This is a genomic window from Rhodococcus sp. NPDC006774 (assembly GCF_040636045.1).
GTDB lineage: Bacteria > Actinomycetota > Actinomycetes > Mycobacteriales > Mycobacteriaceae > Rhodococcoides.
The window spans coordinates 279799-302190 of sequence record NZ_JBEYIW010000006.1 but is presented as its reverse complement, the minus strand read 5'-3'; the positions used below and the strand labels follow the sequence as shown (position 1 = coordinate 302190).

Genomic DNA, 22392 nt, shown 5'->3' with positions numbered 1-22392 from the left:
GCTATGCCGAACATATCCAGTAGCCCCGAGACTGGAAGCATGTTCATCTCACCACGTCGTGTTGTCGCCGGTCGCCGGCTACCTTCTCGGTTGGCCGCCCTCTACGTGGGGCTGTGGCTGTACGGGGCGTCGATGTCGTTGATGATCGCCGGCGGACTGGGCGTCAACCCCTGGGATGTCTTTCACCAGGGTCTCGAGAGTCACCTCTCGCTCAGCTTCGGAACCATCACCGCGATCACCGGCGTGGCCGTACTGCTGATGTGGATCCCGCTGCGGCAACGTCCTGGCCTGGGCACCGTGAGCAACGTGGTGGTGATCGCCGTTGCGGTGGACGCGACGTCGGCGGTGTTGCCGCATCTCGACGGGCTTCCGATCAGGACCCTGGCCATGGTGTCCGGCATCGTGGTCAACGCGTTCGCAACCGCGCTGTACATCGGTGCCGGGATGGGTCCGGGGCCGCGAGACGGACTGATGACCGGTCTGGTGGCCAGGACCGGATGGTCGATTCGGCTCACCCGCACCGGAATCGAGTTGACCGTGGTGCTCACCGGTTGGTTGCTCGGTGGGACGCTCGGTGTCGGGACGGTTCTCTATGCGCTCGGAGTCGGTCCGCTCGTGCAAGTGTTCATGACTCACCTGCCTGCGCTGCGCAGTACCAGGACCGTCGATCCGGTCACCGATATCGTCGAACCCGCTTCCAGCGCAGTGGTATCCGAGGGCACCCCGTCCACACACGAGGAATCGAGGACCGGAACGAACCGCGACGACGACCAACTCGGGCACGCCAGAGTGATGTCGGCGGGGCCGCCGGAATGGAGGACGAGGAGCGAGCTGGCGTCGTCGACCTGCCCGCCGTCGGAGGCATAGGAGCGCACGTCGGAACCGTCCACCCAGGCCTGAATGGTGCGCACCGAGTCGTCGTTCCATCGGTCCGTGTCGAATTCGACTCCGGCGGAATCGAACCACACCAGATCGGGTCGGCCGGTCGGTGTCGCGCGGCCGGTGAAGAACTCCTGCTGACGCAGGGTCGGAGCGCTCGCGCGGACGCGGAGCAGTCGGCCCACGAAGCGAATCATGTTCTGATCGGCACTGTCCCAGTCGATGGCCCAGGAGTCTGCGGCCGGTGCGTCCTCGGCGATGCAGTACGCGTTGTTGTTGCCTCCCTGGCTGTGTCCCAGTTCGTCGCCGGCGAGCAGCATCGGTGTACCGGTGGAGAGCGTCAGGGTCGCCAGTAACGCCCGAACGTGACGTCCCCGAGCCTCGACGACGGATGGATCGTCGCTCGGACCCTCGACGCCGTGGTTGACCGACGAATTGTTGTCGGTACCGTCCCTGTTCTCTTCGCCGTTGGCCTCGTTGTGCTTTCGTTCGTACGACACCAGATCTCGGGCGGTGAACCCGTCGTGCGCGGTGACGAAGTTGATCGACGCCCACGGCAGGCGCCCGCCGCCCGCGAAGAGGTCTTCCGAACCGGCCAGCCGCGAGGCCAATTCGCGAACCCCGTGCTGGCCCGCCCAGAAGCGTCGCACCGTGTCGCGGTAGCGATCGTTCCATTCCGACCACGCCACTCCGAAGTTGCCGACCTGATAGCCGGCACCGGTGGCGTCCCACGGCTCGGCGATCAATTTGACCCTGGCCAGGACCGGGTCCGTGGCTATGGCGGTCAACAACGGTGCGCGAGAATCGAATCGCCAACCACCGGGCCGGCCGAGAGTGCTGGCGAGGTCGAATCGGAACCCGTCCACACCCATGTCCTCGACCCAGTACCGAAGGCTGTCGCACACCATCCGCACGACCGCGGGTGATGCGGAATCGAGAGTGTTGCCACAGCCGGTCAGATCGACGTCCGATCCGCGTCCGTCCAGCAGGTAGTAGCCGGGCGCATCGAGCCCACGCCAGCTGATCGAGGGGCCGTCGACCGCGGATTCGCACGTGTGGTTGTAGACGACGTCGAGGATCACCTCGATCCCGGCAGCGTGCAGCGCGTCGACCATGGTGCGAAATTCGTCCACCTCGTCACCGGGAACAGCGGCGAAACGCGGGTCGGGTGCGAAGTACGCACCCGTCGAGTACCCCCAGTGGTTTCGCTTACCCCGGGCGCGGACCCCGGGTTCGGTGAATGTGGTGTGTACGGGCAACAATTCGACCGACGTGATGCCGATGCGCCCGAGATGTTCGAGCACCGCAGGCTCGGCGAGACCCAGGTATGTCCCGCGAAGATGCTGGGGCACAGCAGGATTGCGGGCCGTGAACGACCCCACGTGCAGCTCGTAGAGTACCGTTCGGTCCCAGGGCACGTCGGGGCGCGCGTGACGGCCGACTCGATCGGCAGCTGCGCGGACGACGCCGAGCGGGACGTGTCCGAGCGAGTTCCGAGAACTGGGCGCACCGAACGGGTCGTCGTCGTAGGCGAGCAGTGCCGACGGATCTCCGAATGCGCCCGTCACCTGGCGCGCGGCGGGATCGAGCAGAATCTTCGCGCCGTTGAACCTACGGCCGGAGTGCGGATCCCATTTTCCGTGGGCGCGGAAGCCGTATCGCTCACCGGGGCGCACTCCCGGGACGAAGGCATGTCGAACCCCGAAGGTGCGGGTGGTCAGCTCCACCCGACGTTCACCGCCGTCCGGATCGATCAGACATACCTCGACTCCATCGGCCTCGGGTGCATGGACTGCAAATTGAGTGCCAGTCGACAGTGCAGTGGCACCCAGCGGGAACGGAGACCCGGGGGGATTCGAGGCGGACTCGCCGCCGGCGGTCCGGCGGGAGCTACGAGGCAGATCGTCATTGGGCGACACGCGTGCACATCCTGCCGTGAATGCACGGTCGATGTGCGGGAAGATAGGCGTCGTGTCTGAACCGGATCCCGACCTGCTCGTAGATTTCACCGACGTAGTCGTCCGCCGTGGCGGTGCGACCCTGGTGGGACCCGTCACCTGGAAGGTGGAACTGGACGAACGGTGGGTCGTGCTCGGCCCGAACGGCGCCGGGAAGACGTCCCTGCTTCGTATCGCTGCGGCCGAGATCCATCCCACGTCCGGTGTCGCCCACGTTCTCGGCGAAATCATGGGCAAAACCGACGTCTCCGAACTCCGACCGCGGATCGGCCTGTCGTCCTCCTCGCTTGCACAGCGCATTCCCGCCGACGAACTCGTGTCCGATCTGGTGGTGTCCGCCGGCTACTCGGTACTGGGGCGTTGGCGAGAGAAATACGACGCGGTCGACACCGAGCGCGCAGTCGAGATGCTCGAGAGCCTCGGTGCCGAACATCTCGCCACCCGCACCTACGGCACGCTGTCCGAAGGCGAACGAAAGCGTGTTCTCATCGCCCGCGCCCTGATGACCGACCCCGAACTTCTCTTGCTGGACGAGCCGGCGTCCGGCCTCGACCTCGGTGGACGCGAGGAGCTGGTGGCACGCCTGACCGACCTCGCTGCCGATCCCGACGCCCCCGCGACCGTGCTGATCACCCACCACGTGGAAGAGATCCCGCCGGGCTTCGGTCACGCGTTGTTGCTCAAGGAAGGCGGCGTGGTGGCGCAGGGACTCATGGACGACGTCATCACCGCAGAGAACCTGACCGAGGCGTTCAGTCAGTCGATCGCACTCGATCGCGTCGACGGTCGGTTCTTCGCGCGGCGGACCCGCGCTGCAGGAGCGCACCGCCGGTAGAGCGGACCGAGCGATTCCGCTGCGAAGCGCAGCGGTACGTTGCCCTGCATGAGCTCGAACAGTGCTGCCGATCACGCGCAGGCGCGGGACGCCTCGACGGTCATCTTGATTCGTGACGGTCTGTCACGACCCGACATCGAGGTTTTCCTGCTCGAGCGAGTCGGTGGGATGGCATTCGCGGGCGGCATGACGGTGTTTCCCGGTGGCGGCGTCGACCCCTCGGACGCGGCAGCGGACGTCCGCTGGGCAGGGCCGCCGCCGTCGTGGTGGGCCGAGCGCTTCGGAACGGACGAGGGCAAGGCCCAGGCACTTGTGTGTGCTGCGGCGCGCGAAACGTTCGAGGAGTGCGGCGTGCTGTTGGCCGGCTCGACGCCGGATTCGATCGTTGCCGATACCGCTCCGTTCGCGGCGGAGCGGGGTCGGCTCGAGCGCCGTGAGGTGTCGTTTGCGGAATTCCTCACCGCCCACGACCTCGTGCTGCGGTCGGATCTGCTCCGGCCGTGGTCGCACTGGATCACCCCGGTGGGCGAAGCGCGACGGTACGACACCCGGTTCTTCGTTGCGGTACTGCCCGAGGGGCAGAGTGCGGACGGCGAGACCAGCGAGGCAGCGTCGGTGAGTTGGCGCTCGACCGGTGACGCACTGGCGGACTGGCGGGCGGGAAACACAATTCTCCTTCCGCCGACCTGGAGCCAACTGGACGCACTGTCTCGGTTCGACACCGTCGCGCAGGTCGTCGAGCACGACCGCGAGATCGCCCCGGTGCTTCCGATTCTCACCCGCGACGACGGTACGGTCCGGGTGGTCTTCGAGGGCGACGATGCGTACTACGCCGGAACGCGACATCCCTGGTCGGATCGTCCGTCCGAGGCCCGGTAGCCTTTCGGCCCATGGCTGAGTTCGTGAATCTCGAAGTATCCGACGGTATCGGCACCATTCGCCTGGATCGTCCGCCGATGAATGCGCTCGATCGGCAGATGCAGGAGGAGATCCGAGCGGCGGCCCGCGAGGCCACGGTGAATTCCGAGGTCAAGGCCGTCGTCGTCTATGGCGGCGAGAAGGTCTTCGCCGCCGGTGCCGACATCAAGGAGATGGTGGCGTTGTCCGCGGCCGAGATGGCCGAGATCGCCGAAGATATGCAGTCCGCCCTCGGCTCGCTCAGTACCATTCCCAAGCCCGTCGTTGCGGCGGTGACCGGATACGCACTCGGTGGTGGGCTCGAGGTCGCATTGGGTGCGGACCGCCGGATCGCGGGCGACAACGCGAAGTTCGGTGTTCCAGAGGTGCTGCTCGGTGTCATTCCCGGCGGCGGCGGAACGCAGCGGCTGGCTCGGCTGATCGGCCCGAGCCGTGCCAAGGACATGGTCTTCACCGGCCGCTTCGTCGGTGCCGAGGAAGCGTTGCGTATCGGATTGGTGGACGAGGTGGTGGCACCGGACGAGGTCTACAACGCCGCCCGCGCCTGGGCCATGCAGTTCACCACGGGTGCATCGCGAGCGCTCGCAGCGGCCAAGGCATCGATCGACCAGGGGCTCGACGTCGATCTCACCACCGGTCTGCGGATCGAGGCGCAGCAGTTCGCGGCCTTGTTCGCGACCGACGATCGCACGATCGGCATGAAGTCCTTCGTGGCCGACGGCCCGGGAAAGGCGACCTTCACCGGACGGTGAAGCAACGGCCCCACGGAGAAGAGTTGTTCCACAGCTACCGGATAGTAGGCTCGCCTGATGACTGCAAGCCCCCACGACGGTGTCGATCGATCGATCTCGAATGCGATGCCTTCGGCCTCGTCCGAGATCGATGACCGCCAGGTCGATCCAGCCCCGAATCCGCATGCCACTGCCGAGCAGGTCGAGGCAGCCCGGACGGACACCAAACTGGCGCAGGTGCTCTATCACGACTGGGAAGCCGAGACCTACGACGACAAGTGGTCGATCTCCTACGACGAGCGATGCATCGACTACGCGCGCGGCAGGTTCGACCAGGCGGTCTCCGGTGACGCGTCGGCGCAGTCCGCACTGCCGTACGGCCGCGCGCTCGAACTGGGCTGCGGTACCGGGTTCTTCCTACTGAACCTGATGCAGGCCGGCATCGCAGACAAGGGCTCGGTCACCGACCTCTCGCCCGGCATGGTCAAGGTCGCTCTTCGCAACGCCGAGCACCTCGGCCTGGACGTCGACGGCCGCGTCGCCGACGCGGAGACCATTCCATACGAAGACGACACGTTCGATCTCGTCGTCGGGCACGCCGTCCTCCACCACATCCCGGACGTCGAACAGTCCCTGCGCGAGGTGCTGCGGGTGCTCAAACCGGGCGGCCGCTTCGTGTTCGCGGGCGAACCCACCACGGTGGGCAACTTCTACGCACGCTGGCTCGGACGCATCACCTGGGAAGCGACCACCCGCGCCACCAAGCTCCCGTTCCTGGCGAGCTGGCGCAAGCCACAGGAAGAGCTCGACGAATCCTCGCGAGCAGCGGCGCTGGAGGCCGTTGTCGACCTGCACACGTTCGATCCGACCGATCTCGAGAACATCGCGCTCTCGGCCGGTGCGGAGTCCGTCCAGGCGAACACCGAGGAGTTCGCCGCCGCTCTGCTCGGCTGGCCGGTGCGTACCTTCGAGGCCGCTGTACCCGCGGGCAAGCTGGGGTGGAACTGGGCGAAGTTCGCCTTCGGTGGATGGAAGACACTGAGCTGGGTCGACGAGAACGTGCTGCAGCACGTGGTACCGCGCGGACTGTTCTACAACGTGATGATCTCCGGCACCAAGCCCGCTCCTCGCGCTTGATCGGCTCGGACCGCCGCAGACTCTGCGCTCGAGTCCGCTAGTGGGCTACGAATTCACCGGCACCGACCTCGACTTCCTACGAAGCGAGGCCGGTGCCGGAGCGCTTGCTGAGGTCGACGACCTCGAGCTCAGCGCTCGAACATCGGTGCGCGACACGGCCTCGGTGCGCACTCGCTTCCCCGACCACGCGAGTGCACTGATCGAAACCGTGACGGTCCGCCGCAAGGCCCGAGTGAAGTTGTTGGACTCCGACCGATGGTGGGTCACCGACGAGGCGGTACAGCAGGCCACGCCGACGCTCGTCGCGCGCAGGCGGGCCGCTCGACTCGCCGGACGACGGGTGCACGATGTCACGTGTTCGATCGGCAGTGAACTGTCCGTGCTGGTCGGCACGACGGAGTTGGCGGTGGGCAGCGATCTCGACCCGATTCGGCTTCGGATGGCCGCACACAACGTCCCGGACGCCACCGTGCTGCGCGCCGACGCTCTGACACCGACGACGCGCGACACCGTCGTCGTGGCCGATCCCGGCCGCCGAGCAGGTGGGCGGCGACGCCACGACCCGGCGGCGCTGCAACCACCGCTACCGGACCTGTTCGACGCCTATCGGGGCCGAGACCTGGTCGTCAAGTGTGCGCCCGGCCTGGATTTCGACGCGGTCGACTGGGCAGGCGAGATCGAGGTGGTCTCGCTCGACGGGGGAGTGCGAGAAGCGTGCCTCTGGTCGGAAGGGTTGAGCGAGAACGGTGTTCGGCGTCGGGCAGCTGTTCTTCGGTCCGACGGCAGTGTTCTGGAGTTCACCGATGCAGAATCCGACGACATTCCGGTTCGGCCCCCTGGCAGCTACCTCGTCGATCCGGACGGCGCGGTGGTCAGGGCCGGTTTGGTTCGGCACTACGGTGCCAGATTCGGTCTGTGGCAACTCGATCCGAGAATCGCGTATCTGACCGGCGACACCGTCCCGGGCGGGGTGCGCGGCTTTCGGATTCTGGAGCAGTCCAAGTTCTCGGAGAAAGTGCTTCGGCAACAACTGAATCGGATGGACTGCGGCTCGGTGGAGATTCTCGTCCGCGGGGTCGACGTGGATCCGGCAATACTGCGGCCCAGGCTCAAACTGCGCGGATCCGTGGCGTTGTCGGTGGTGATCGCCCGAGTCGAACGGTCTGCGGTGGCGTTCGTCTGCGCTCCGGGCGCTATCGGTCAGCCTGTGTAGGTGAAGATTTCGCCGAGGTAGCTTGCGGTGACGACCTGGCCGTCCGGGCCGAGGGAGGTGCCGACGGTGGTGCCGACGACGTCGGGAAGGGACTGCACATCCACCGTCTCACCGGTGGCTGCGTCGAAAGTGAGCAGTGCCAGTCCGTCGTTTTCGCGAACGACGATGTGCCCGCGTCCGTCTGCGGATTGGGCTGCGCTGCCTGCCTGTTCGATGTCGTCGCGAACCCAGACTCGCTCGGCGGAATCTCCGTTGTCTCGGACGCCGACGAGGGTGCCGTCGCCGCCCGAGGGCACGATCGTGCCGTCCGAGGCGATCGAGGGACTCGCACCGATGCCGAGCCCGGTGCCCTCGGTCCACTTCTGTCGCCCGTCGGCGGTGTCGAACGCGGTCAGCCTGCCGTCGACATCGGCCAGGTAGACCGTCGACCCGTCCTCGGACAGCACCGGACTCGATGCGACTCCGGCGGGCAGCAGGTCCGAGGACCAACGTTCGACGAGACCGGGAGAGCCGTCTCGGTTGTACTGCAGGGAAACGAGCTGTGGCGCAATCGAACCGGGACGCCACAGTGTCAAGTAGATCGTTCCGGTCGCACTGTCGACCGCGGGCGCTGCGGGGACGGGGCATTCGGATCCACCCGAGCTGCACTGGGCGAGCCCGGTGTCGACCGGCAGGAAATCGGAATTCGGGTCGGTCAGGAAATTCGGCGTCGGAATCAGATCCAGGATCGGTACTCGAAGTTGCCCGTTCTGCGAATCCAGAACGCTGACCTGCCCCATCTGGGTGACCGAGAGCACGCTGCCGTCCCCGAGGAACTGGGCGGACTTGGGCACTCCGTACACCGGTGTGCGCCAACGTAGTTGCCCGTGGTCGTTGTACGAGTTCATGCCGCCGTCGTCGCCGATGTAGACGTTGATGGCCGAATCGACGGTCGGCGTGGCAGTGACGACGGACGGCCCGACGCGATTGCACCAGCGCTTGCGTGCGGAGTCGATCTCGAAGGAGAAGAGGTTGCAGCCGGATTCGGTGGCGGCAGTGACGAACATCTGACCGGTCGACCCGATGGACACCGGAGAGGTCACCGTGCCGCCGGTGGGGCGCGTCCAGTCCAGGGACAGTGGAGTCGACACCGACACTGCGGTGGCACCGCTGTTGTGCGAGTTCGCGTGCGCTGCAGGCCACGAATCGGGAGAGAGTGGTTCTATGGCCGACGTATCGGTGCCGCAGCCGCTCACGGTCACCAGCGCGAGCGCTGCTGCGACCGCCGTGACCTTTCTGCCGGTCCTGCCCTTGGCCCTGACGCCGCGCATCGATCGCTCCCCATGACTCGAGTCCGTGCCCGACGTGGTGCCGGGGCGTCTGTGTTCGTCCTGCCGACGAGCAACAGTCGACAGGCAACCCTAGCCCGCGCGAGGGTGGCGGCAGAGAGCGGGCGAACGAGAAACTAGGGTGAACGTCCATGACGAGTATGTGGAACGCGCCGCTGCGGACACGCTGGCGCGGGTCGAGACGACGCGACACCGAACAGGCGCGGTTCCTCACGCGTGCGTCCCTCGACTGGGTGCTCGCCAACAAGGCGTACACACCGTGGTACCTGGTGCGCTACTACCGCCTCGCGAAGTTCAAGCTGGCCAATCCGCACGTGATCCTCAAGGGCATGGTGTTTCTCGGCAAGAACGTCGAGATTCATTCCACTCCCGAGCTCTCGCGCCTCGAGATCGGTCGCTGGGTACACATCGGCGACGGCAATGCCATTCGCTGCCACGAGGGTTCGCTGCGGATCGGCGACAAGGTGGTGTTCGGCAAGGACAACGTCGTCAACACCTACCTCGACATCGAGATCGGCGCGTCGACGCTGGTGGCCGACTGGTGCTACATCTGCGATTTCGATCATCGGATGGACGATGTGAACATGCCGATCAAGGATCAGGGGATCGTGAAGGGGCCCGTGAGAATCGGTCCGGACACGTGGATCGCGGCCAAGGTGACCATCCTGCGCGAGACCCGGATCGGCCGGGGCTGCGTGCTGGGAGCCCATGCGGTGGTCAAGGGTGAGATCCCGGACTACAGCATCGCGGTCGGTGCCCCGGCCAAGGTCGTCCGCAATCGCAAGGTCGCCTGGGAGGCAGGTGCTGCCGAACGCGCGAAGTACATTGCTGCGCTGGAGGATATCGCCCGCAAGAAGGCTCTCGGACAGGCCGAGGCGGCGCGGGAGAACTGACCTTCCTGTTTTCAGGTACGGCCGGGGAGCGCGCGCTCGACGATGTGCGGGCGAGCCAGCGGATGCCGAACCTTGCGTTTGGCTTCCAGATAGACCTCGGCCGTCGATTCGGCGACGTGCTTCCAGTCGAAATCGACGGTGAGGCGCTCGCGGGCGGCCACGGCACGTTCCTGGGCGGCATCGGCGTTGTCGAGAACACGCCGCACGGCGGCGGCCAGCCCACCGACGTCGCCGGGCTCGAAGGACAGGCCGGTCACGCCGTCGACGATGGCTTCACCCAGACCGCCTGCGGTGGACGCGACGAGCGGGGTGCCCGCAGCGGCGGCCTCGAGCGCGATGATGCCGAACGGTTCGTACCGACTGGGCAGGACGATGGCATCGGCTCCGTGCAGCCAGCCGAGTAGTTCGGTGTGGTCGAGGTTGCCCAGGAACGAGACTGCGCGGGCAACTCGGTGCGTGCGCGCCAGACCGGCCAGCCAAGCGAACTGTGTTCCTTCGCCGGCGATGTGCAGGGTGGTACCCGGGTGGCTTCGTCGGATGCGGGGTAGGGCTGCGATGGCATCCTGGATGCCCTTCTCGTACTCGAGTCGGCCGACGTAGAGCAACTTGGCCGGCTCCGATCGAGGCTCTCGTCGCCGAAAGTGCCAGGTGGACCGGTCGATTCCGTTGCGAATCACCTTCACCGCCGACTCGGATACTCCGAACAGGGTGGTGACCTCGTCCTTCATCGAAGCCGAGCAGGTGATCACCGCATCGGAATCGTTGGCGAGCCACCACTCGACGGAGTGCACCTGGCGGTTGACGGGGCCGGAGATCCAACCGCTGTGGCGTCCGGCCTCGGTGGCGTGGATGGTCGAGACGAGAGGCACGTCGTAGAACTCGGCGAGCGCGATCGCCGGATGCGCGACGAGCCAGTCGTGGGCATGAACGACGTCGGGTTGCCAGCCGTCTCCCAGACCCGGCTTTCCCAGCGCGACGCCGGCACGCACCATCGCGTGCCCCATCGCGAGGGTCCACGCGAGCATGTCCTCACCGAAGACGAAGTGAGCCGGGTCCTCGGCGACGGCGACCACGAGCACCCCGTCCTCGATGTGATGGGACGTCGGGTGAGTGGCGGCGTCGGTTCCGGTGGGTCGACGCGACAGAACCACGACCTCGTGCCCGCATCGGACCAGTTCGGTCGCCAGGTGATGCACGTGCCGACCGAGACCGCCGACCACCACGGGTGGGTACTCCCACGACACCATCAGAATCTTCATCGACGCCCCCCTGCACCTTCTCGCTCGCCGCCACCGTGTGCACCGGGCAGTCGGCGCGCATCCAGCGCAGGAAACAGTCCGTCCGCGCGGTTCCATTGCCCAGCCAGGTCGTGCGCCCGGCCGGGTGAACCACCTGCGGCCGCGGCAGCGATCTCGCGCAGCGCATGTGCGTGGACGTGCGCCCGTTCCCGGGCATAGCCTGCGGCGGAATCCTTGCTGACCATGAATGCCCAGTCGCTGGCCACGGCCATCAGTGTCTCACGCAGTAGCTGATCGTTGACCCGATTGCGTAGTTCCGGTCCACCGGCGCGACGCTGCGCATCTCGGGCGGTATCTACGGCGTCGAGAGCGGTCCGAGACACCTCGGAGTTGAGCGCGACCAGGTCGGCGACGTCGTCGCCCGCCCACACGCGCCAGTCCTTGCCCGATCCCCACGACGAATCCTGCAGTTCGAGTGGCGCTCCGACGTAACCCTGCTCGCGCGCATCGCCGAGCGTGCCGACGGTGATGCCAGCGGCGGGAAGCGCGCGCATGAGCTTGCCGAGCCACTGTGGGCCCTCGTGCCACCAGTGTCCGAACAGCTCAGTGTCGAATGCAGCGACGACCAGGGCGTCGCGACCGATCCGCTCGGATTCGGAGATCAGGCGCCTGCGAACCACATCGACGAAGTCGGCGACGTGACGGTCCACCGTGGCCGCAGCCCGCTCGGCATCGTAGGGAGCCTTGTCGTTCGACGCGACGGAGCGGCCGGTGACCCGGGCCGGCTTGAGACCGGTGGCGTGATCGTAGGTGTGGAAATCCCGATAGGAACCGTGGCCGGGATAGCCGGACTTCGGTGACCAGACGCGGTAGCTGACCGGAAGATCGCGTCCGAACGCAACGACATCGGAGTCCCACACCGGCCTGCCGAGGGAGGTGTCGCCGCGCATCGCAGGCCCGTCGACCATGAAGTGCGAGACCCCGGCCGCGGCGTATTCGGTTTCCATGCCGGGGGTGAATCCGCATTCGGGTGCCCAGATGCCTCGGGGCGTGGTGCCCCATCGAGCACGGGCGTCGAGCAGGCCTTCCCGAAGCGAGAATGCGCGTAGTCGGGGATCGAGCAGCGGCTGGAACGGGTGCGCCAACGGGCCGCCCAGCAGTTCGACTGTCCCGGTGTCGACCAGCGGTCGAAGCACCGCGGACCCGCCGTGCCGCCACCGGGACTCGAACCGATCGAGCGCAGCGGCAGAACCTCGATGTTCACGAACGGACAGGTCGCGGTCGGTCGCCTCGTGCGCTCTGAGCTGCCAGTTTCCGAGCCAGTGGTGCATTCCGGACAGGCAGTGTGGGTCGTCGAGTTGAGCAGCGAGCACCGGGGTGATCCCCAGCGACAGCACGTCGGTGTAGCCGTCGTCGGCCAGCTGCTCCAGTGCCGCGGTGAGCGGCAGATAGCAGTCGGCCCAGGACTGATACAGCCATTCCTCGCCTACCGGCCAGCGTCCGTGATTGGCCAACCACGGCAGGTGGGAGTGCAGAACGAGGGAGAACATGCCCGGCACGGTTGCACCGGATGTCACCCGATCACCGTGCTCGAGCTCTTGCGGGCGACGGCGACCAGGTCGAGGCTGTCGTCGATACGGTCGGCGCTGATGTCGAAATCGTCGATCGAGATTGCCGCGACGTCCTCGGTGAGTTCGGCAGGCCATGGTTCACCGGCCAGGGCTCGTTCGATCTGGGCGTCGATGAACGAACCGCCGTGCTTGGCGTCGAGAGCGGCCAGGGTGCGTCCGTGCCGCACTCCGGTGAGTTCGTCGACCTCGAGCCGAGCGTCCACGAGAAGCTCGGTCAGTTCGGCCGCGTCGAGTTCGCGGGTGTGGAAGGGGTTGAGCGGTGTGTCGCGGCCGGGCGAGAACGTGATGCGGTTCGGCGTGCTGATCAACAGAATCCCCCCGGGTGCGAGTACCCGGTGCACTTCGGCGAGGAACGCACCTTGATCCCACAGGTGCTCGATCACCTGGAAATTGACGACGACGTCGATCGAGGAATCGGCGACGGGAAGGCGGTCGAGATTGCCACGCAGCATCGTCACCCTCGGGTAGCGGGCATGCACGTGTGCGGCGGCCGACGCGTCGTAGTCGAGGCCGAGAACTTGGGTCGCGACATCGGCAATCATGTTGGCTCCGTAGCCTTCTCCCGATCCCGCTTCGAGCACCGTTCGATCGCGACAACGCTCGACGAGTGCGCGGTAGACCACCTCGTGGCGGCGGAACCAGTAGTTCTCCTCGGCGATACCCGGCACCGTTCTCTCGCCGGTGAGGGGGAGTGGTTCCGGTACCGGTGCCTGAGCCGAAGAATCGTTCACCGACGGAAGGTTAGTGGAGGCGTGGGAGAGGTAAGCCAACGTGGTCTCCATAACAGTCGGGGTACAGATGTATGGTCGGACAGGCAGGGAGGTATGTTACCCACGGGTAACTACGGTGAGGTAACCTCGTCCCAGACCGTAGAACTGCACGAACCGTTAGAACACTCACGATCAGCAGAACATGACCAGGAGGTCGACGCAGACCCATGACGAACATCGTTGTTTTGATCAAGCAGGTTCCAGACACGTGGTCCGAGCGCAAGCTCACCGACGGTGACTACACCCTCGATCGCGAGGCTGCCGACGCCGTCCTCGACGAGATCAACGAGCGGGCCGTCGAAGAAGCACTGCTCATCAAGGAAGCCCAGGGCGGTGAGGTCAAGGTTCTGTCCGCAGGCCCCGATCGCGCCACCGATGCCATCCGCAAGGCCTTGTCGATGGGTGCAGACAGCGCAGTGCACCTCAACGACCCGACCCTGCACGGCTCCGACGCGATCCAGACCGGATACGCGCTGGCCGCAGCGCTCGGCAACGTCGCATTCGAGAACGACGAGCCGGCCGATCTCATCATCGCAGGCAACGAGGCCACCGACGGTCGCACCGGTGCCGTTCCCGCGATCATCGCCGAATACCTTCAGATCCCGGCCCTGACGCAGCTGCGCAAGCTCACCGTCGTCGACGGCAAGGTCACCGGCGAGCGGGAAACCGACGAAGGCATCTTCGGCCTCGAAGCCGCATTGCCCGCCATCGTGAGCGTCACCGAGAAGATCAACGAACCGCGCTTCCCGTCGTTCAAGGGCATCATGGCCGCCAAGAAGAAGACGGTGCAGACCATCACGCTCGCCGACATCGGTGTCGAGGACGGCATCGTCGGCGTCGACAACGCCGGAACGACAGTCACGTCGTCCACCCCCAAGCCTCCCAAGACTGCAGGCGAGCGGCTCACCGACGAGGGCGACGGCGGCGACAAGATCGCCACCTACCTCGTCGGCCAGAAGATCATCTGATCCCGCCCCACCGAGCAATCGAAGACAAACGAGGAGCAAGTCATGGCAGAAGTACTCGTGCTCGTGGAGCACGTCGAGGGAACACTGAAGAAGGTCAGCACCGAGCTGATCACCGCCGCTCGCGCGCTGGGTGAGCCGTCCGCGGTCGTCACCGGCCCGGTCGGCACCACCGACAAGGTCGCCGACGCGCTGACCGAAGCCGGTGCCGAGAAGATCTACGCCGCAGAGTCCGACGCAGTCGACGGATTCCTCGTCACCCCGAAGGTCGACGTGCTGTCGGCACTCGCGGAGTCGGTCTCGCCTGCAGCGATCATCACCGCAGCCACGATCGAGGGTAAGGAAGTTGCGGGACGACTCGCAGCACGCCTCGGCTCGGGCTACCACAACGACGTCGTCGCCCTGAACGGCGACGGCAGTGCCGTCTACTCCATCTTCGGTGGCGCGTTCACCGTCGAGGCCAAGGCCAACGGCGACGTTCCGGTCATCTCGCTGCGTCCCGGCGCAGTCGAGGCCGAGCCCAAGGCCGGAGCGGGCACCCGCGAAACCGTCGAGGTTCCCGCGCAGGAAGAGGGGGCCGTCAAGGTCACCTCGCGTGACCCGATCGTCGGCGGCGACCGTCCGGAGCTCACCGAGGCGTCGGTCGTCGTCTCCGGTGGACGCGGTGTCGGCAGTGCCGACAAGTTCTCCGTCGTCGAGGATCTGGCCGACTCGCTCGGTGCCGCAGTCGGTGCCTCGCGCGCCGCTGTCGACTCCGGCTACTACCCCGGCCAGTTCCAGGTGGGTCAGACGGGCAAGACCGTCTCCCCGCAGCTGTACGTCGCACTGGGTATCTCCGGAGCCATCCAGCACCGTGCAGGCATGCAGACCTCGAAGACGATCGTCGCGGTCAACAAGGACGAGGAAGCGCCCATCTTCGAGATCGCCGACTACGGCATCGTCGGTGACCTCTTCAACGTCGCACCGCAGCTGACCGAAGCAGTCAAGAAGCACAAGGGATAGCTCTTCCGAGCGCTGTTCCGACAGGCCCCCACCGCCCGCGCGGTGGGGGCCTGTCGTGTCGAGCAGCGCAACCTTGTTCACACAAACTCTTCCGACACGTTTCCCCGACGATGCCCGGTGGCCTTCCCCGCTCGTTAGACACACCTCATGACCACTTCCGTCATGAGCTCGACTGCATCGATCGTCCCGGCCACCGACCGCTACTCGCTCGTGTTGTCCACCGACCCGGAGCACCGACTCGCGGCGCAGCGTCTGCGCTACGAGGTGTTCGCTTCCGAGCCGGGGTTTTCCATTCCCACCGACACCGACGGCCTCGACGCCGATCGGTTCGACGAATTCTGTGATCACCTGCTCGTTCGTGACCAGTGGACCGACACGTTCGTCGGCTGCTACCGCATGTTGCCGCCGCAGGCCGCCGTGTCTGCAGGCGGGTACTACACGGCTACCGAATTCGATATCTCCGCACTCGATCCCGTCGGCATGAATATTGTCGAAATGGGAAGGGCTGCAGTTCATCCCGACCATCGATCCGGGTCCGTGCTCGGGTTGATGTGGGCCGGAATCCTGCACTACCTCGATGTGACGGGATACGAGTGGGTGATGGGATGCGTGTCGGTGCCCATGCAGTCGGCACCAGGGGACCTCATCGGGGCCAACGTTCGCAGTGTTCGAGACCGCCTGTTGGGCAAGCACGCTACGCCGCTCGACCGTCGGGTCCGGCCGTATTCTCCGGTCGTCGTCGACGGGGTGGACCTGATCGACATCGAACCCGCGAAGCGAACCTCGATGCCGCCGTTGATGAACGGTTACCTTCGACTCGGTGCCTCGATCTGCGGTGAGCCGGCGCACGATCCCGAATTCGGTGTCGCCGATTTCGTCGCTCTGCTCGGCCTGCACGAGACCAACACTCGCTATCTCGACCGCTTGCGTTCGGCGGCAACGACGTTCGAGTCGGGTGTCCGGTGACACGACCGATCGTGCGCGCGCACGCGTGGATGCCGTCGTCGCCGTGCAGTGACGGCTGTCTGCCGAAGAACCCACCGACGGTGGGACGAGTGGTCCTAGCGCTCCGAATCGTACTGGCGGTGGCGGCGTTCGGGCTGCTGCCGGTGTTGGTCGTCCTCGGGGTTCCTTTCCCGCGGGTTCGCCGTTCGCTGACGCGGATCGGCGCTCGCACTCTGCTGTTCGCCATCGGGATCGACCTGACGGTGCTCGACGCTCGCTCCGAGCGCGAACGCTCCCGAACCGCCGCAGGCGCACTGCACGTCGCCGGTCACATCTCCTGGACCGACGTCGTCGTGCTCACCGCGGTACAGCCGTCGACCTTCGTCGCACGTGCCGACCTGATCGACTGGCCGGTGCTCGGTCGCCTCGCGCGGGCCATGAAGGTACTTCCGATCGATCGAGCTCGACTGCATCAGCTCCCCGGCGTCGTCGATCAGGTGGCCGATCGTGTCCGCGCCGGCGGATCGGTCGTCGTCTTCCCCGAGGCCACCACCTGGTGTGGTCGCGCATACGGCTCGCTACGGCCGGCGCTGCTTCAGGCCGCGATCGATTCGGAGACCTGGGTACAGCCCATTCGGCTGCGCTACCTGGACCGGACCGGCGAGCAGACCACCGCCACGTGCTTCGTGGGAGACGAAACGATCGGTGCATCCATCGGCCGGATCTTCCGGTTGCGCGGATTGCGTGCCGAGGTCGAGTTCACTGCCCCGGAGGCACCCGGTGGCGATCGACGCGACCTCGCCCGACGGTGCGAGGCCGCGATTCGACGCGACGGAGTGGAGCTTGCGGAACGACCGAGGAAGGACGTCTACGACCCCACCGTGCACGAGGTGATGGCCGAGGCCGATCGCAGCCCGATGCCGCCGACGGTTGCGGCGGCCTGACCGAGCATCGATCACCGTGACCGCGGACCCACCTCGCGCAGGTAGGTCCGCGGTCACGGCAGCGGGTATCGTCTAGCCTGTTATGCCTTCTGTGCGCAGTACGACTGCTCCCGTCCCGCCGCGGCCACCGGTGTACCTCGATCATGCAGCGACGACCCCGATGCTGCCGAGCGCGATCGAGGCGATGACCTCTGTGTTCGCCACGGTGGGCAACGCGTCCTCGCTGCACACCTCCGGTCGGTCCGCTCGGCGTCGGGTGGAGGAATCGCGCGAGTCGATCGCCGCCGACCTGGGTGCGCGCCCGTCCGAGGTGATCTTCACCTCCGGTGGCACCGAGAGTGACAACCTCGCCGTCAAGGGCATCTTCGCCGCACGTCGAGACTCCGATGCCGCACTGACCAGGATCATCGCCAGCTCGGTGGAGCATCACGCGGTGCTCGACGCGGTGGAGTGGCTCGTCGCACACGATGGTGCGAGTGTCACCTGGCTCCCGGTCGACGCGGAGGGGCGGGTCACTCCGGACGCGCTGCGCGCCGAGCTGGCCCTGCATGCCGACGAAACCGCACTCGTCACCGTGATGTGGGCCAACAACGAGATCGGCACCGTCATGCCGATCGCCGAGCTCGCAGCCGTGGCCGCCGAGTACGGGGTCCCGATGCACAGCGATGCGGTCCAGGCCGTGCCGCATCTGCCCGTCGGGTTCGCCGAGAGCGGCCTGTCCGCGCTCAGTATCGCCGCACACAAATTCGGTGGACCCCAGGGCGTCGGAGCGCTGCTGCTCGGCCGCCAGGTCCCGTGTGTTCCGCTCTTCCACGGCGGGGGGCACGAGCGAGACGTTCGATCGGGCACCCCGGACACTGCGGGCGTCGTCGCGATGGCAGCTGCGCTGCGGTCGACCGTCGAGAACTCGGTGCGGCACCGCGCAGAACTGAGAGCACTCCGCGATCGGTTGATCGACGGAATCAGAGACGCCGTTCCCGACGCGATCCTCAACGGGCCGGAAGGCGACGACCGGCTGGCCGGGAACGTGCACTTCACCTTTCCCGGGTGCGAGGGTGATTCCTTGTTGATGCTGCTCGATGCGGCAGGCATAGAATGCTCGACGGGCTCGGCGTGCACCGCAGGTGTGGCCAGCGCCAGTCATGTCTTGATTGCGCTCGGGTGCGATCCGTCCGTCGCCCGTGGATCACTGCGGTTCTCGCTGGGAACCGGCTCGTCCGAATCGGACGTCACCACTGTGCTTGCGGCTCTGCCGCAGGTCGTCGAACGCGCTCGTGCCGCCGGATTGGCCGGCGTCGGAGCTCGAGGAGGAAATCGCTGATGCGTGTTCTGGCTGCTATGAGCGGGGGAGTCGACTCGGCTGTTGCCGCGGCCCGTGCCGTGGACGAGGGCCACGACGTCGTCGGCGTGCACCTGGCTCTGTCGACCGCTCCGGGCGCCCTGCGCACCGGTTCGCGTGGTTGCTGCTCCAAGGAAGACGCGGGTGACGCTCGCCGAGCTGCCGACGTACTCGGGATCCCCTTCTACGTATGGGATTTCGCCGATCGCTTCAAAGAGGACGTCATCGACGATTTCGTCGCCTCCTATGCCGCCGGTGAGACCCCGAACCCGTGCCTGCGCTGCAACGAGAAGATCAAGTTCTCCGCTCTGGCGGACCGCGCTCTCGCGCTGGGCTTCGATGCCGTAGCGACCGGGCATTACGCGCAGCTGCACGACGGAGTGCTGCGCCGCGCCGTGGATGCGGACAAGGACCAGTCGTACGTGTTGGCCGTACTGAACCAGGCGCAGCTCTCGCGTGCGATGTTCCCCATCGGAGACACCCCGAAGTCGGAGATTCGTGAGGAGGCTGCCGAGCGTGGCTTGGCCGTCGCCGACAAGCCCGACAGTCACGACATCTGCTTCATCCCTTCGGGCGACACTCGCGCATTCCTCGGTGCCCGTATCGGCGTGCGCCCGGGCAAGGTGGTCGACTCCGAGACCGGAGTCGAACTGGCGGATCACGAGGGCGTGCACGGCTTCACCATCGGCCAGCGCAAGGGTCTCGGCGTGGAAGGACCGGCCGCGGACGGCCGTCCCCGCTACGTGACGTCGATCGAACCCGACAGTGGCACGGTCATGGTCGGCTCTGCGCAGAAGCTCGACGTCTGGGCGATCAGCGGAGACCGTGCGGTATGGACCGAAGGTACCGCCCCGACCGGCCCCATCGAGTGCGTGGTCCAGGTTCGTGCACACGGCGGACTGACCGAGGCCGTCGCCGAGGCAGCGGGCGACGGTATGGAGATCCAACTGCGGGCTCCACTGACCGGTGTGGCCAAGGGGCAGGCAGCGGTGCTGTACCGCAAGGACATTCACGGAGACATCGTCATCGGTAGCTCGACCATCTCGGGCACTCGATCCGAGCGCGAGTGACACCGAGCGATTTCGCTGGACTGTCGACCGGCATCGGTTCGTGGCCGGGCACCGACATCCGTGAGGCCGCGGCAGTCGTCGTCGGGGAGTTCACCGAGCTACCGCACATCGTCGAACTTCCGGCCCGCGGCCTTGGTGCCGACATGATCGGTCGCACCGGAGCCATCATGGTCGATGTCGAACTGGACGTGCGCACCTCCGGCTATCGGGTCGTTCCACGTCCGATGCTCGCCGGTCGCCGGGCGACCGATTTCCTGGCCGAGGACCTCGACGTGCTCGAGGAACTGTGGGAGGTGTCGGGGCTTCGCGGCAGCGGCCGCACCATCAAGGTCCAGGCCGCCGGTCCGTTCACGATGGCAGCGCAGGTCGAACTTCGGCACGGGCATCGGGCCCTGACCGATCGCGGGGCGCTGCGGCATTTCGCCGAATCCCTCGGCGAAGGACTGCGCCTGCACTGCGCGGAGTTGACGCGTCGGCTCGGAGTCGAGGTCCTCGTTCAGCTCGACGAACCCAGTCTCGCAGCCGTTCTGGCCGGTAGCCTGACGGGCATCACCGGGCTCGATTCGGTGCGGGCGGTCCCGGAACCGGATGTTCTCGACCTGCTGGATTCGCTGATCGAGACGATCGACCTTCCCGTTGCGGTGCATTGCTGCGCCGGCGACGTTCCGTTCGACCTGCTTCGCCGTTCGCGTGCCGTTGCGGTCGCCGTCGACGCGACTGCGCTGCGCCGCAGCGACTTCGACGGAATCGGTGAGCTGCTGCAATCCGGCAAGACGCTGATGCTCGGGTTGATTCCGTCCGAAGCCCCCGTGCGACCACCCCATTGGCGTGAACTGGCCGAGCCGGGTGTCACGTTGATCGACCGACTCGGTTTCGACAGATCGGTTCTCGCCTCCCGTATCTCTGTGACGCCTGCATGTGGATTGGCCGGCAGCACACCGGAGTGGGCCCGTCGCGCAACAGGACTCGCCCACGACGTGGCTGCCGCGTTCGGAGACTCACCCGATTCTTTGTGAGATCCCACAGCCGGTCGGAGTGAAACACCGGGGTCTTCTGCCGATCGAGCCCACTCCCGTCAGGACACCGAACAGGTGTGACACTATTCACATGGCCGTTGGGGGTCTGTTGAATACGTGGGAGTTCGGAAATGGCATCAGGTGGTCGGGACTTCGATGAGGTTGCCTCCCTCCGGCGTTCCGGCAGGCACCGCCGAGGCCTCCTCGCGAAACTGGCCGCGGCCACCTCCGACTGGTATCGGGCCCCGCACGATTTCGAGTGGATCCTCAATCACCGGTCGACCCGTCCGCTGACCGGGATCATTCGTGCCGTGTTCGGCACCGCCACCACGATCTATGCCTTCACCTCGATTCTGATGCTGTTCAGCGACCTCGGTCCTCAGGGCAGTGTGGCGATCGGATGGGTTTTTTTCGTTCTCGTCACTCAGGTGTTCGTCGCCGCACGGTGCGTCCTCGGGCCGCTGCCGGGGAAGAAATTCTTCGTCGTGTTTCTGGCCTTCGGGGACATTCTCACGACCTCGGTGTTGATTCTGTACGCACCTGTCGCGTCGTTGATCGGAACCGTGCTGTTCGCAGTCACCGGAGCGTTCTGCACCTACTTCCTCAGTCCGCGACTGCTGGTGGCGCACCTCGTGTGGACCGCGACGTTCATCATCGGGTTCGGCGTTCGGACCTTCCTGTCGGTGATGGACGGCGAGGTGGACTCGATCGACGGACCCGCTGTCGCGACCGCGACGGTGGTTCTCCTTCTGGCGACAGTGGGAGTACCCGTGTTCGCTCAAGTGGCGTGGACGACGCTGTCCAACGACGCCAAGCGGTCGGTTCTCGATCCACTGACCGGGGTGTACAACCGGCGCGGTATCGACAGCGAACTGCTGGACCTGTGGCACCAGGCCAGCAAGCGGGGTATGTCCATGGCCTTCCTGGTTGTCGACATCGACAAGTTCAAGTCGGTCAACGACCGATTCGGGCACAGCCGCGGCGACGAAGTGATCGTGCGGGTCGCCGATCGGCTGCGCCGCTTGGTCCGGCATCAGGGCGGAGTGCTCGCCCGAACCGGTGGCGAGGAGTTCCTCGTCGCCATGGTCGGTGATGCGCGGGGGATGGTCGATCTCGGCTTCGACGTCGTTCGAGTGCTCTGGGACCGCCGTGACGACATCCCCGTCACCGTCAGTGTGGGAATGGCGTTGTTGCGCGAAGACTCGGCTCTGTGGGACGTGGGCAAGTCGGTGGTCGGCAGAGCAGCCCGCACGGCGGACGCGGCGATGTACCGGTCCAAGCAGTCCGGTGGAAACAGCTTGGTCATCGACGAGATCTGAGGCCTCGAACCGACGTCGTTCGATGCGCCGGTGTGCTCGGGTGCGACCTCTGCGATGATCGTGCGATGTATCGGCTATCGGATGCCCAGCGACGTGGACTACCCGCCGGAGTGCTGTTGTCGGTGATGGCCTCCGTGCTCGGCGGCATCTACGCCGACTCCTTCGTGACCGGCTTCGCATTGACCGCCGGTATCTGTGCGGTGGCGATCGTCGCCGCGACGCTGTTGCTGGGTCTGATGGGACGGTAGTCGCTGCGCTGCA

At 66.2% G+C, this 22392-nt stretch carries 20 protein-coding genes and 1 pseudogene; 16 read left to right on the top strand and 5 right to left on the bottom strand.

Annotated elements, in window-relative coordinates; genetic code table 11:
* Nucleotides 1-39 precede the first annotated feature (39 nt).
* Nucleotides 40-690, top strand: a pseudogene (locus ABZ677_RS12355) (membrane protein); the annotation flags it as partial.
* Here ABZ677_RS12355 and glgX read toward each other — a convergent pair.
* Entirely contained in the window at nucleotides 633-2780 is a 2148-nt protein-coding gene (glgX, locus tag ABZ677_RS12350; protein ID WP_358369707.1) for a glycogen debranching protein GlgX, read from the bottom strand. The pseudogene ABZ677_RS12355 and the gene glgX sit on opposite strands and share 58 nt — an antisense overlap.
* 49 nt (nucleotides 2781-2829) lie before the next feature.
* On the opposite strand from glgX, the gene ABZ677_RS12345 reads away from it, so the two are divergent.
* The 5 genes from ABZ677_RS12345 to ABZ677_RS12325 all read left to right on the top strand — a co-directional run bounded on the left by ABZ677_RS12345 (nucleotide 2830) and on the right by ABZ677_RS12325 (nucleotide 7671).
* Nucleotides 2830-3672, top strand: coding sequence for an ABC transporter ATP-binding protein (locus ABZ677_RS12345; RefSeq protein WP_358369616.1), 843 nt, complete (start codon nucleotides 2830-2832; stop codon nucleotides 3670-3672).
* A gap of 48 nt (nucleotides 3673-3720) precedes the next feature.
* Nucleotides 3721-4551, top strand: a complete 831-nt coding sequence (locus tag ABZ677_RS12340) for an NUDIX hydrolase (protein WP_358369613.1) — start codon at nucleotides 3721-3723, stop codon at nucleotides 4549-4551.
* A gap of 11 nt (nucleotides 4552-4562) precedes the next feature.
* Entirely contained in the window at nucleotides 4563-5342 is a 780-nt protein-coding gene (locus tag ABZ677_RS12335) for an enoyl-CoA hydratase-related protein (RefSeq protein ID WP_358369610.1), read from the top strand.
* A 105-nt stretch (nucleotides 5343-5447) separates the two neighbouring features.
* Nucleotides 5448-6458, top strand: a complete 1011-nt coding sequence (locus ABZ677_RS12330; protein WP_358369704.1) for a methyltransferase domain-containing protein — start codon at nucleotides 5448-5450, stop codon at nucleotides 6456-6458.
* Nucleotides 6459-6498: 40 nt separating this feature from the next.
* Complete coding sequence (locus ABZ677_RS12325; protein ID WP_358369607.1) at nucleotides 6499-7671, top strand: class I SAM-dependent methyltransferase; 1173 nt, start codon at nucleotides 6499-6501, stop codon at nucleotides 7669-7671.
* Here the strand turns inward: ABZ677_RS12325 and ABZ677_RS12320 are convergent.
* On the bottom strand, nucleotides 7659-8981 hold the full coding sequence (locus ABZ677_RS12320; protein WP_358369604.1) for a PQQ-binding-like beta-propeller repeat protein: 1323 nt from the start codon (nucleotides 8979-8981) through the stop codon (nucleotides 7659-7661). The two genes, ABZ677_RS12325 and ABZ677_RS12320, sit on opposite strands and share 13 nt — an antisense overlap.
* 149 nt (nucleotides 8982-9130) lie before the next feature.
* Between ABZ677_RS12320 and ABZ677_RS12315 the strand changes: the two genes are divergently transcribed.
* Entirely contained in the window at nucleotides 9131-9892 is a 762-nt protein-coding gene (locus ABZ677_RS12315; protein WP_037189779.1) for an acyltransferase, read from the top strand.
* A gap of 11 nt (nucleotides 9893-9903) precedes the next feature.
* Here ABZ677_RS12315 and ABZ677_RS12310 read toward each other — a convergent pair whose 3' ends face one another.
* From ABZ677_RS12310 to ABZ677_RS12300, 3 genes are read right to left on the bottom strand one after another with little or no spacing between them, the layout of a single operon-like run.
* A complete protein-coding gene (locus ABZ677_RS12310) occupies nucleotides 9904-11151 on the bottom strand; it encodes a glycosyltransferase family 4 protein (RefSeq protein ID WP_037189777.1) in 1248 nt (415 codons plus the stop codon).
* Nucleotides 11148-12680 carry a glycoside hydrolase family 57 protein gene (locus ABZ677_RS12305; protein ID WP_358369701.1) on the bottom strand — a complete coding sequence of 511 codons (1533 nt, stop codon included), beginning with the start codon at nucleotides 12678-12680 and terminating at the stop codon, nucleotides 11148-11150. Before ABZ677_RS12305 ends, ABZ677_RS12310 begins: the two co-directional genes overlap by 4 nt.
* Nucleotides 12681-12703: 23 nt before the next feature.
* Nucleotides 12704-13543: a class I SAM-dependent methyltransferase gene (locus ABZ677_RS12300; RefSeq protein ID WP_358369600.1), complete on the bottom strand. Its 840-nt coding sequence runs from the start codon at nucleotides 13541-13543 to the stop codon at nucleotides 12704-12706.
* Nucleotides 13544-13698: 155 nt separating this feature from the next.
* Here ABZ677_RS12300 and ABZ677_RS12295 point away from each other — a divergent pair, with 155 nt between their 5' ends.
* From ABZ677_RS12295 to ABZ677_RS12255, 9 genes are all read left to right on the top strand, one after another.
* The gene (locus ABZ677_RS12295) at nucleotides 13699-14499 is read left to right on the top strand and encodes an electron transfer flavoprotein subunit beta/FixA family protein (RefSeq protein ID WP_037189774.1); all 801 of its coding nucleotides are present in this window, start codon (nucleotides 13699-13701) and stop codon (nucleotides 14497-14499) included.
* A gap of 42 nt (nucleotides 14500-14541) precedes the next feature.
* Complete coding sequence (locus ABZ677_RS12290; RefSeq protein WP_037189773.1) at nucleotides 14542-15498, top strand: electron transfer flavoprotein subunit alpha/FixB family protein; 957 nt, start codon at nucleotides 14542-14544, stop codon at nucleotides 15496-15498.
* Between the two features lie 147 nt (nucleotides 15499-15645).
* Nucleotides 15646-16464, top strand: coding sequence for a GNAT family N-acyltransferase (locus ABZ677_RS12285; RefSeq protein WP_358369596.1), 819 nt, complete (start codon nucleotides 15646-15648; stop codon nucleotides 16462-16464).
* The gene (locus ABZ677_RS12280) at nucleotides 16461-17387 is read left to right on the top strand and encodes a lysophospholipid acyltransferase family protein (protein ID WP_052047531.1); all 927 of its coding nucleotides are present in this window, start codon (nucleotides 16461-16463) and stop codon (nucleotides 17385-17387) included. Before ABZ677_RS12285 ends, ABZ677_RS12280 begins: the two co-directional genes overlap by 4 nt.
* 82 nt (nucleotides 17388-17469) lie before the next feature.
* A complete protein-coding gene (locus ABZ677_RS12275; RefSeq protein WP_358369593.1) occupies nucleotides 17470-18708 on the top strand; it encodes a cysteine desulfurase family protein in 1239 nt (412 codons plus the stop codon).
* Nucleotides 18708-19796 carry a tRNA 2-thiouridine(34) synthase MnmA gene (gene mnmA, locus ABZ677_RS12270; RefSeq protein ID WP_037189765.1) on the top strand — a complete coding sequence of 363 codons (1089 nt, stop codon included), beginning with the start codon at nucleotides 18708-18710 and terminating at the stop codon, nucleotides 19794-19796. Before ABZ677_RS12275 ends, mnmA begins: the two co-directional genes overlap by 1 nt.
* Nucleotides 19793-20812 (top strand): methionine synthase, encoded by a 1020-nt coding sequence (locus ABZ677_RS12265; RefSeq protein WP_358369590.1) that lies wholly within the window; start codon nucleotides 19793-19795, stop codon nucleotides 20810-20812. The genes mnmA and ABZ677_RS12265 overlap by 4 nt, the downstream gene beginning before the upstream one ends.
* Before the next feature lie 131 nt (nucleotides 20813-20943).
* A complete protein-coding gene (locus ABZ677_RS12260; RefSeq protein ID WP_052047530.1) occupies nucleotides 20944-22131 on the top strand; it encodes a GGDEF domain-containing protein in 1188 nt (395 codons plus the stop codon).
* Between the two features lie 65 nt (nucleotides 22132-22196).
* On the top strand, nucleotides 22197-22379 hold the full coding sequence (locus tag ABZ677_RS12255) for a hypothetical protein (RefSeq protein WP_032398339.1): 183 nt from the start codon (nucleotides 22197-22199) through the stop codon (nucleotides 22377-22379).
* The last annotated feature ends 13 nt before the right edge of the window (nucleotides 22380-22392 follow it).